The organism is Pseudomonas orientalis (assembly GCF_002934065.1).
GTDB lineage: Bacteria > Pseudomonadota > Gammaproteobacteria > Pseudomonadales > Pseudomonadaceae > Aquipseudomonas > Aquipseudomonas orientalis_A.
The window spans coordinates 178427-189573 of sequence record NZ_CP018049.1; the positions used below are offsets into that span (position 1 = coordinate 178427).

At 62.9% G+C, this 11147-nt stretch carries 6 protein-coding genes; all 6 read left to right on the forward strand.

The genetic code is table 11. From position 1 onward, the window contains the following. Positions 1–234: 234 nt before the first annotated feature. The 6 genes from BOP93_RS00740 (at position 235) to BOP93_RS00765 (ending at position 11141) form a co-directional block, all read left to right on the forward strand. Positions 235–1731: a YdgA family protein gene (locus tag BOP93_RS00740; protein WP_104501214.1), complete on the forward strand. Its 1497-nt coding sequence runs from the start codon at positions 235–237 to the stop codon at positions 1729–1731. 900 nt (positions 1732–2631) lie between these two features. Then, complete coding sequence (pgaA, locus tag BOP93_RS00745) at positions 2632–5112, forward strand: poly-beta-1,6 N-acetyl-D-glucosamine export porin PgaA (RefSeq protein WP_104501215.1); 2481 nt, start codon at positions 2632–2634, stop codon at positions 5110–5112. A 12-nt stretch (positions 5113–5124) separates the two neighbouring features. Beyond that, positions 5125–7122: a poly-beta-1,6-N-acetyl-D-glucosamine N-deacetylase PgaB gene (pgaB, locus tag BOP93_RS00750; RefSeq protein ID WP_104501216.1), complete on the forward strand. Its 1998-nt coding sequence runs from the start codon at positions 5125–5127 to the stop codon at positions 7120–7122. A gap of 2 nt (positions 7123–7124) precedes the next feature. Continuing rightward, the gene (gene pgaC, locus BOP93_RS00755; RefSeq protein WP_065936161.1) at positions 7125–8465 is read left to right on the forward strand and encodes a poly-beta-1,6-N-acetyl-D-glucosamine synthase; all 1341 of its coding nucleotides are present in this window, start codon (positions 7125–7127) and stop codon (positions 8463–8465) included. A 2-nt stretch (positions 8466–8467) separates the two neighbouring features. Continuing rightward, positions 8468–8950, forward strand: a complete 483-nt coding sequence (pgaD, locus tag BOP93_RS00760; protein WP_104501217.1) for a poly-beta-1,6-N-acetyl-D-glucosamine biosynthesis protein PgaD — start codon at positions 8468–8470, stop codon at positions 8948–8950. 481 nt (positions 8951–9431) lie between these two features. Continuing rightward, positions 9432–11141: a ShlB/FhaC/HecB family hemolysin secretion/activation protein gene (locus BOP93_RS00765; RefSeq protein WP_104501218.1), complete on the forward strand. Its 1710-nt coding sequence runs from the start codon at positions 9432–9434 to the stop codon at positions 11139–11141. Positions 11142–11147 lie beyond the last annotated feature (6 nt).

Below are 11147 nucleotides of genomic sequence, written 5' to 3' on the forward strand. Positions count from 1 at the left end.
CTCTGAAAGGCTGGGCCGTTTGCGCCCGCCAGTGCTAATCTTCCCCAGCCTTTCGGCCACACGGGCCACTACTGTAGGAGCGGGCTTGCTCGCGAAAAACGTCAACGGTAACGCGTGCATTCTGAATAAACGCGGTGCCTATGAGTTCTTCGCGAGCAAGCTCGCTCCTACAAGGACCCCTCCGGGGTTCAAGGAAGACAGCCCACTTCTCACAGGATTTGATCAGGTCACTTCATGAATAAGCCAGCAGTCGTTCTTTTGGGTTTCGTTGTCGCCGTTGGCGTCGTCAGTGCAGGCGGCGCCTGGTACACCGGTAAACAACTGGAGCCGGTCCTGCAAACCGCGATCCAGAACGCCAACAAGGAACTGCAGACCTCCATGGCCGGCGTGGACGGTAGCGTGTCCCTGGAGCTGGTCTCCCTGGAACGTGGCGTGTTCAGCAGCACCGCCCATTACCGCCTCAAAGGCCAGGGCAGTGTGTTCGGCGAGCAAAACCCCAACCCCGAGCTGCTGTTCGTCGACCATATCGAACACGGCCCGCTGCCGTTCTCGCGCCTGGTCACCCTGAAATGGCTGCCGGTGATGGCCACCAGTCACTACGAACTGGAAAAGAACGCCACCACCGAACAATGGTTCGCCGCCGCCAAAGACGTGTCGCCGCTCAAAGGCGTGGCCAATATCGGCTACAGCCGATCGGTCAACGGCAACGTCGAACTGCTGCCCCTGGAATTCAAGGACGACAAGTCCTCGGTGAGCTTCTCCGGCGCCAACCTGGAATTCGACAGCACCGCCGAAGGCCAGAAGGTCAAGGCCGACGGCTACATGAACAGCCTCAAGGTCGCGGCCGTCGATGCCAATGGCGACGCGTTCGCAGCTGAACTGGCCGGCCTGACCGTTGCCAGCAACCTGGCCAAATCCACGTTCGGTTTCTACACCGGCCAGAACACCATTGAACTGACCGACACCAAGGTCACCTTCGGCCCGCAGAAGTCGGTGCTGACCCTCAAGGGTTTCGAGCAGAAAGATTCGAGCGAGACCAAGGACAACAACCTGGCCGGCCGCGTCGACTACAAGATTGACGAGATCGGTTACCAGGGTAAGCCCGTGGGCTCGGCCGCCATGGCCGTCAGCATGAAAAACGTCGACATCCCGGCAATGCTGGTGCTGACCAAGCTCTACCAGGACAAGATGCAGCCGGTGCAAGCCGCCGCCGCTGCCGGTCAACCCGCGCCCGAGCTGCAACTGACCGAAGCCGAACAGACCCTGGCCGAAGCTAACGTCAACCAGGTACTGGCCGCCAAGCCGCAAGTGGCCGTGGAAAACCTGTCGCTGAAAACCACCCATGGCGAGAGCAAGTTCAACCTTGTCCTGGACCTGGCCAAGCCGGCCTCCATGGAACTGCCACCGGTTGAGCTGGGCAAGCAGATGATTGCGCTGCTGGACGCCAATCTCACCCTGTCCAAACCGATGATCAGCGACGTGGCCGCGCTGCAAGCCCAGGTCGGCGGCGTGACTGACCCGAAAGCCATCGAACAGCAATCGCAAATGGCGGCCGAGATGGTCAGCGGCGTGGCCGTGGGCACGCAACTGGCAACCCTGGAGGGCACCGACGTGGTATCCAAGCTGCACTACGCCAACAACGAAGTGACCTTCAACGGCCAGAAGATGACCGTCGAACAGTTCATCAGCTTCGTGATGTCCAAAGCCGGTGCAATGGGCGGCGCGCAATAACCCTGAAATGCAGTTAACAATGTGGGAGGGGGCTTGCTCCTGATGGCAGTGGGTCAGTCAACTTATCTGTGGCTGACCCACCGCTATCGGGGGCAAGCCCCCTCCCACATTTTGTTTTGTGCCTGGCAAAGGTCCCTGTCAGCCGGTCAGCGGTGTGGCCGACGAGCAGTTCATCAGCTTCGTGATGTCCAAAGCCGGTGCCATGGGCGGCGCGCAATAACCCTGAAATGCAGTTAACAATGTGGGAGGGGGCTTGCCCCCGAAGGCGGAGTGTCAGTCAACTTATCTGTGGCTGACCCACCGTAATCGGGGGCAAGCCCCCTCCCACAGTTTGTTTTGTGCCTGGCAAAAGTCCCTGTCAGCCGGTCAGCGGTGTGGCCGACGAGCAGCTCAGCAGCTTCGTGATGTCCAAAGCCGGTGCCATGGGCGGCGCGCAATAACCCTGAAATGCAGTTAACAATGTGGGAGGGGGCTTGCCCCCTCCCACATTTTGTTTTGTGCCTGGCAAAGGTCCCTGTGAGCCGGTCAGCGGTGTGGCCGACGAGCAGCTCAGCAGCTTCGTGATGTCCAAAGCCGGTGCAATGGGCGGCGCGCAATAACCCTGAAATGCAGTTAACAATGTGGGAGGGGGCTTGCCCCCGATGGCGGTGTATCAGTCAGCTTATCTGTGGCTGACCCACCGCTATCGGGGGCAAGCCCCCTGCCACATTTTGTTTTGTGACTGGCAAAGAATCTGTGTCAGCCAATTCTGAACAATTGTTCTGAATTGCCCTTGCCCCTGCCTGGCTAAGAGATAGTTGCCCCAGGAAAGCTAGGTCGGGTCCCGAGACGCCGACACCCTGATGCACATCGCTCAGGATCACCCATCGTTGCGGCTTTCCTTGTAAGGAAGCCGACGACATGTTGCCAATCCCTCCACTCAGCGCTTCAGGCCGGTTGCGGCTGCTCATCGCAGCAGGCCTGTGCAGCCAATTGCTGATGCCTGCCTATGCCGTGGCCGACCCTGCCTATGACGCCCTGATCATCCAGGCGCGCAACGGTCACTTCACGCCGGCACTGACCCAACTGCGCCAATTGTCCGCCGAGCGCCAGACGCCAGGCCAGGTCAGCGATCACCTGGTGATTGCCGGTTGGGCCGGGCAGGACGCGGAAGTGGTGAAGGTGTATGAGGCACAGGGCAAGCATCGCAACCTGACCACCCAGGCACTGGCCACGGTGGCGCGCACCTATCGCAATCAAAAGCAGTGGGCCCAGGCCGAGGCGGTCTATCGCCAGGCGCTGCTGCGCGAACCGAATAATATCGACCTGCAACTGGGCCTGGCGCTCACCCAGGCCGATGGCGGCAAGGCCAATGAGGCGGTGCAACGCCTGCGCGCGCTGGTGGCGGCGCAACCGAATGACCCCAACCGCCGCATGGCCCTGGGCTATGCGCTGACCCGCGCCGGCCTGAACTACGACGCACTGTTCGAGTTCGACCAGGCCTTTATCCGTGCCGGCGACAAGCCCGACGTAGCGCGTGAATACATCGTCGCGCTGCAAAAGGCGCGCCTGCCGGAAGCTGCCCTGCGCCTGTCGGCCAGGCGTCCGGGCCTGGTGGACGCGGTAACCCAGCGCCGCCTGGAAGGCGACCTGGCCGCCGAGCGCGTGCGCATCGCCGAGTTCGCCACGCGTACCGAAAAAGAACGCTACGTGGTCGCCGACCGCGCCCTTGGTGACTACGATCGACTGATCGCACGCTGGACCCCGGACGCCAGCGCCCATGACGACGTGGTGCGCTGGCGCATCGACCGCCTGGGCGCACTGAAGGCCAGGGCACGCACCGCCGAGGTGATCCGCGAATACCAGACTTTCAACGCTGAAGGTGTGCAATTGCCCACTTACGCGTTGCGTTGGGTGGCCGCCTCGTACCTCGACCAGCGCCAGCCGGAAAAAGCCGAACCCTTGTATCGCCAGGTGTTGAGTGCGCCGGATGCCGACGCCAGTTACCGCGTCGACGACAGCACCGCGTTGTTCTACGCCCTGCTGGAAAGTGACAAGGTCGAGGATGCCCGCCAGGTCGCTGACACCCTGGCCAAAGAACAGAAACCGCGCGTCGAACTCAAGGGCTTGCCGATTGGCAACCCCAACGACAACTGGATGGACGCGCAGCAACTCTCCGCCCAGGCCGGCACCTTCGGCGGCGACCTGCCGGGCAGCGAAGCCAACCTGGAAGCGCTGGTGGCCAAGGCGCCAGGCAATGTCGGCCTGCGCATCGCCCAGGCCGACATGTACCGCGCCCGTGACTGGCCGCGCCGCGCCGAAGGTACCCTCAAGGAAACCGAAGCCCAGGCGCCCCGCGACATCGGCCTGGAAGTGTCCCAGGCCTATACCGCCATGGACCTGCAGGAGTGGCGCCAGATGGACGCCCTCACCGACGACGTAGTCGCGCGCAACCCTGACAACCGCCAGGTGCAACGCCTCAGCCGCCTGCGCGACGTGCATGACATGGCCGAACTGCGCGTCGAGGCCTACACCGGCAAAAGCTACGGCGGCGGCAATAACGACGACACCGGTGCAGTCTCCGGCAGTCGCGACTGGGGCATTGAAAGCGTGATCTACACGCCGCCCATCGACGAAGACTGGCGTCTGTTCGCCGGGGCCGGCTACGCCACCGCCGACTTCAGCGAAGGCACCGGCCAGCACCGTTGGCAGCGCGTCGGCGTGGAGCGGCGCACCCGCGACATGACGATCGAAGCCGAGGTGTCCAATCACTCCTACGGCGACGGCTCCAAACAAGGCGCGGCAGTGTCGATTGCCCGCGACATCAACGACCACTGGCAGTACGGCGGCAGCGTCGGCTACCTGCTCAGCACCACGCCGCTGCGCGCCTTGAACGACGGCGTCACGGCCAACGGCGGCAGCGGTTTCATCCGTTGGCGCGCCAATGAAAGCCGCGAGTGGAAACTCACCCTCAGCCCGTCGCACTTCAGTGACGGCAATGATCGCGTCGAAGCGCTGCTCAGCGGCCGCGAGGGCCTCTACAGCTCGCCCCATGTGCAAGTCGATCTGGGCCTGGAAGTCGCCGCGAGCCGCAACAGCAAGGAAGACACCGCGTACTTCAACCCGAAGTCGGACTTCACGGTGTTGCCCGTGATCAACGTCAACCACGTGCTCTATCACCGCTACGAGACCCAGTGGAGCCAGCAGTTCCAGATCGGCGCGGGCACCTATAGCCAGCGCGACTATTCCACCGGCGGCATCGGCCTTGTCGGCTACGGCCAGCGCTTTCGCTGGAACGACGTACTGGAAATGGGCGCCAACCTCAGCCTGATCAGCCGACCTTATGACGGCGACCGCGAACGCGATCTGCGCCTGCTCGTCGACCTCACTTACCGTTTCTAGAAGAGCCTGACCATGACCGTCCTCAGCCGTTGCTTGTTGGTCCTGGGTCTAATGCTGGCCGCCGCGTGCGCCCAGCAACCCGCGCCCTATACCCCACCCGCGCAGCGGCCAACCGCGCTCAACGAAGCGCCGTGGCCGAAAAACCATTTCCTGGGCATTGCCTACCATGACGTCAATGATCGCGACCCGGATCAGGCGGTGGTGGCGGTGCGTACCGAACGCTTGATCGAGCAACTGGCCTGGCTGCGCGAGAACGGCTACCAGGCCGTCAGCGTCGACCAGATCCTGGCCGCGCGCAACGGTGGCCCGGCGCTGCCGCCCAAAGCCATCATGCTCAGCTTCGACGACGGTTATGCAAGCTTTTACACCCGCGTGATGCCGATTCTGCGCGCCTACCAATGGCCAGCGTTGCTGGCGCCAGTGGGCTACTGGATCGACACGCCGCTGAACAAACCGGTGGACTTCGCCGGCTCACCGCGCCCGCGTGGAGAATTCCTCACCTGGCAGCAGATCCGTGAAGTGTCCCAGTCGGGCCTGGTGGAAATCGCCGCGCACACCGACGCCAGCCACACCGGGATTCTGGCCAACCCCCAGGGCAACCTCGAGCCGGCGGCGACCTCGCTGCGCTACGACCCGGCGACCAAACGCTATGAAACCGACGCGCAATTCCAGGCGCGGATGCGTGCGGACGTCGCGGCCATCACGCAAAAAATCCGCACAGTCACCGGCAAGGCGCCACGGGTATGGGTGTGGCCATACGGCGCGGCCAAAGGCACCTCCCTGGCCGTCGTCAGCGAGCAGGGCTACCAGATGGCCCTGACCCTGGAAGACGGCCTCGACAGCGCCAGTGATCTGATGAACAGCCCGCGTTTCCTGGTGGCGTCCGACCCGGACGGCGAGCATTTCGCCAACAGCATCGTCGCCGCACAGACCCCGGCACCGATGCGCGTATTGCATGTGGACCTCGACAATGTCTACGACCCGGACCCGGCCCAGCAGGCGCGCAACCTCGACGTACTGGTGCAGCGCGTGGTGGACATGGGCGCCGGCACCGTTTTCCTGCAAGCCTTCGCCGACCCCAAGGGTGACGGCCTGGTGCACTCGCTCTATTTCCCCAACCGTCACTTGCCGGTGCGCGCCGACCTGTTCAACCGCGTCGCCTGGCAGTTGCACACCCGTGCCCACGCCGCCGTGTATGCCTGGATGCCCGTGCTCAGTTTCGCCCTCGACCCCAAGCTGCCACGCGTGACCCGTTGGGACCCGCAAACAGCCAGGCTGGGGCCTGACCCTGACCAGTACAAACGCCTGTCGCCGTTCGACCCGCAGGTGCGCAAAATCATCGGCGAGATCTACGAAGACCTGGCCCGCAACAGCGCCATCGACGGTGTGCTGTACCACGACGACGCCGTCCTCTCGGACTTCGAAGACGCCAGCCCCGCCGCGCTCAAGGCGTACGCGGCCAATGGTCTGCCGGACACTATCGCCGCCTTGCGCGCCGATCCCGCCACGCTGCAACGCTGGACCCGCTTCAAGAGCCGCTACCTGATCGACTTCACCCAGGAGCTGACCACCAAGGTCCGCGCCATTGCCGGGCCGCAGGTGCAGACCGCGCGCAATATCTTCGCCGAACCGATGCTCAACCCGGACAGCGAGGCCTGGTTCGCGCAGAACCTCGATGACTTCCTGCAGGCCTATGACTGGACCGCGCCGATGGCCATGCCGTTGATGGAAGGCCAGGAAGTGAAGACCTCCAATGCCTGGCTGGAAAAACTGGTGGCGACAGTCAAGGCCCGCCCGGGCGCCATGGAAAAAACCGTTTTCGAGCTGCAAGCCAAAGATTGGCGCACCAAAGCCGCACCGGATATCAGCGCTGAGCAACTGGCGCAATGGATGGGCGTGCTCAAACGCCAGGGGGTCAAGAGCTTTGGCTATTACCCGGACAACTTCCTGGAAAATTCCCCGGACCTGAAGACTGTACGTCCGGCCCTTTCCAACCAGTGGAACCCTTGATCATGTTCGACAGAATCCTGGCTATATTCGTGCTGGCACTGGTATTGGGCGTGCCCCTGGGCCTGATCTTCCTGGTCACCGGGCAGTTCCTGATGGACTTCGTGTTTTTCTACCCGCTGTTCATGTCCGCGCTGTGGATCGCCGGCGGCCTGTACTTCTGGCTGCACTGGGAACGCCACTGGCCGTGGGAGGAAGACACGCCGGCGCCGACCCTGGCCGGCAACCCGCTGATCTCGATCATCGTCCCTTGCTACAACGAGGGCGATAACGTCGCCGACACCATGGCGGCCGCCCTGGCCCAGGTGTACACGAACATCGAAGTGATCGCGGTCAACGACGGCTCCAGCGACAACACCGCCGCAGTACTCGATGCGCTGGCGCTGCAACACCCGCGCCTGCGCGTGCTGCACCTGGCGCAGAACCAGGGCAAGGCCGTGGCCCTACGCATGGGCGCGGTGGCGGCGCGCAGCGAGTACCTGGTGTGCATCGATGGCGATGCGTTGCTCGACAAAAACGCGGCGGCCTATATGGTCGCGCCGATGCTCGACAACCCGCGCCTCGGCGCCGTCACCGGCAACCCGCGTGTGCGCACAAGGTCGACCCTGATCGGGCGGGTACAAGTGGGCGAGTTCTCTTCGATCATCGGCCTGATCAAGCGCACCCAGCGCGTATTCGGGCGGATCTTCACGGTGTCGGGTGTGGTGGTGGCGTTCCGTAAGAAGGCGCTGGACCGCATCGATTACTGGAGCACCGACATGATCACCGAGGACATCGATGTCAGCTGGAAGCTGCAACTCGATCACTGGGCGATCTTCTACGAACCGCGTGCGCTGTGCTGGATTCTCATGCCCGAAACCGTTGGCGGGCTTTGGAAGCAGCGCCTGCGCTGGGCCCAGGGCGGCGCTGAAGTGCTGTTCAAGAATATCCGTGGCATCTGGCAATGGCGCCATCGCTACCTGTGGCCGCTGCTGTTCGAATACTGCCTGTCCACCGGCTGGGCGTTCACCTTCCTGCTCTCGGTGGTGTTCTGGGGCCTGGGCAAGTTCATGGTGTTACCGCCGGCGATTACCGTCGACTCCCTGGTGCCGCCGGCGTTTACCGGGTTGGTGCTGGCGATGGTGTGCCTGCTGCAGTTCGCGGTGAGCATCCTGATTGACCGGCGCTACGAAAAAGACCTGTGGAAAACCCTGTTCTGGACCGTGTGGTACCCGATGGTGTTCTGGCTGGTGAGCCTGTTCACCACCCTGGTCAGCTTTCCCAAGGTGTTGTTCAACCAGCACCAGAAACGCGCCCGCTGGGTCAGCCCGGACCGTGGTATCAAACCTGCCCAAGAGGAGGCGTGACGATGAAACTGGTCAGAACCCGCCAGAACCTGGCGATGTGGATTATCGATGTGTTGCTTACCCTGCTGGCCTGGGCCGGCCTGGTCTGGCTGCTGGCCCGGGGCATGAACGCCATGCTCGAAACCCACGGCGGCCCGCGCCTGGAAGCACCGATCTTCGCCGCGCTCAACACCTTGCAAATCTACCTGTGGATCGCGCTGTTCAACGCCGTGATCCTGATTGCCTGGGCGCGCTACCAGCAACGCAAAGGCCGCAAGTTCGCCCAGCGTCGCGCGCAGGCGAATGCCCTGAGCGACCAGCACTTGAGTGAAAGCTTCAACCTGGGCGAGGGCGACCTGGAACAACTGCGCCGCCCCGGCGTGCTGGTGATTCACAACGACGAAGAGGGCGGCGTGGGTGAAATCAAATCCCACGTGTCCCGCGACGTCGAACGCCCCGGCCTGGCCCTGGTGCCCGGCTCGGAAAAAGACAAAGGTCTTGGCTGATCTCTTCAGCCCTGCAAATACCAATGTGGGAGGGGGCTTGCCCCCGATAGCGGTGAATCAGCCAACCAATGTTTAGCTGACACACCGCCATCGGGGGCAAGCCCCCTCCCACATTGATCGCCAGTGCTGTGGGTGCGCACGGGTTCAAAAAATCTGATTGGATTTCCGATAAATGGGACCCAAATCACAAAACCGCCGCGAACTTTCCTCCGATCCCCGGCACTAACCCTAACTCGACGAAACCTGATGGCTAAATAATGGCGATCACTGTGTGGCAGTCGAATAGCCCTCGAAACAGTGCCGCCGGTCGGATTAAACGTCTCAGTAATCAGGCCGGTCACTGTTCGATAATTATTTTTTGTTACTAATCATTAGGTTAATCGGAAACACGCTCGAACACCCGACAGCCTCCGCATCTAGGACGGCCGGACGTTCGATGTTAGCTTCCCGGCCCTTGATTTTCGACGGATCGAACATGCCAATGCCACGGACTCGGTTTCTACTATGCACCCTCCTGCTCACCTGCCTGAGCTTGAACACTGCATTCGCTGCCCCCACGCCCGGGGACCAGGACCTGATCCGCGATCGGCAGAACCGCCTGCTCGAAGAGCAACAGCGGCGCCTTGAAGAACTCAAGGATCTGCCCGGCAAAGCGGCCAAACCCGAGGCGCCCACCGCGCCCGCCGACACCCGTTGCTTCCCGATCAAAGACATCGAACTCAAAGGCGCCGACAGCCTGCCGGCCTCCGAGCGCGAGCGCCTGCTCAAGCCCTACGTCGGCCAATGCCTGGGCGTGTCCCAGCTCAACGATCTGCTCAAGGCCATCACCGACTACTACCTCGGCAAAGGCCGCGTCACCAGCCGCGCCTACCTGCCGCAGCAGGACCTCTCCACCGGCCACCTGCAAGTGCTGGTGGTGGAAGGCAAGCTCGAAGCCTTGCGCAGCGCCGAAGGCAGCACCGTGACCGAGCGCGAACTGGCCATGGCCTTTCCCGGCAAGGTCGGCGAAGCGCTGAACCTGCGTGAAATCGAGCAACTGGTGGACCAGCTCAACCGCCTGCCGTCCAAACAGGCGCAAATGGAACTGACCCCCGGCAAGCAAGTCGGCGGCAGCGACGTGGTGGTCAAGAACACCGCGCAAAAGCCCTGGCGTGCCAGCCTGTCGCGCAATAACGATGGTCAGAAAAGCACCGGCGAACAGCAATGGGGCGCCGGCCTTGAATGGGACAGCCCGCTGGGTCTGGGCGACCAGTTGATTCTGCGCGGCGGCCATGACGCCATCAGCGACCACCAGAAAACCTCGAAAAACACCATGCTCTATTACAACGTGCCGTGGGGCTGGTGGAACTTCAGCTACACCTACAGCGAGAGCGACTACCGCACCTTCGGCGTGACCGACGACTTCAAATACAAGCAGGACGGCGACAACCAGAACCACCAACTGCGCGCCGAGCGAGTGATCCACCGCGATGACGTGAGCAAGACCTCGGTCAACGTCGGCCTGGCGCACCTGCGCACCAACAATTACATCCTCGACGTGCGCACCGCGCCCAGCAGCAACCGCCTCAGCGAACTGCAACTGGGCGTCAACCATGGGCGGCGTATCGGCACGGCCTTCGTCAACCTGGACCTGGGCATGCAAAACGGCATCGGCCTGCTCGACGCCCAGTCGCAGGACGAGCGCGACGCCTTTGGCCGCCGCCAGCCGAACTCGCGCTACCGCAAATACACCGCCACCGTCAGCTACCTGCAACCGTTCAGCCTGTGGGGCGAGTCGTTCAGCTTCAGCAGCCTGGCCACCGGCCAACGCAGTGAAGACCCGCTGTTCTCGCCCCAGCGCATGAGCCTCGGCGGCTCGGCTTCGGTGCGCGGTTTCAAGGACCAGTTGCTGACCGGCGACAGCGGCGGCTACTGGCGCAACGAAGTGCGCTGGGCGCGCCCGGTGACCCTCGACTGGATGCGTCCGGCCTTCTTCGAATACGGCGCCAGCGTCGGCTACGACCAGGGCGTGATCCGCAACGACCGCTACAACGACAACGTTCATGGCCGCGTGTCCAGCAACTCCCTGGAGCTGTTCGCCCGTGGCAAGAACGTCAGCACCAGCGTGACCTTTGCCCACTCGCTGGAAAGACCCGGAGTCGTCACCGAGCGCGAAGCGCCGATCTACTTCCGCCTGGATTTGTTCCTGTAATTCAAC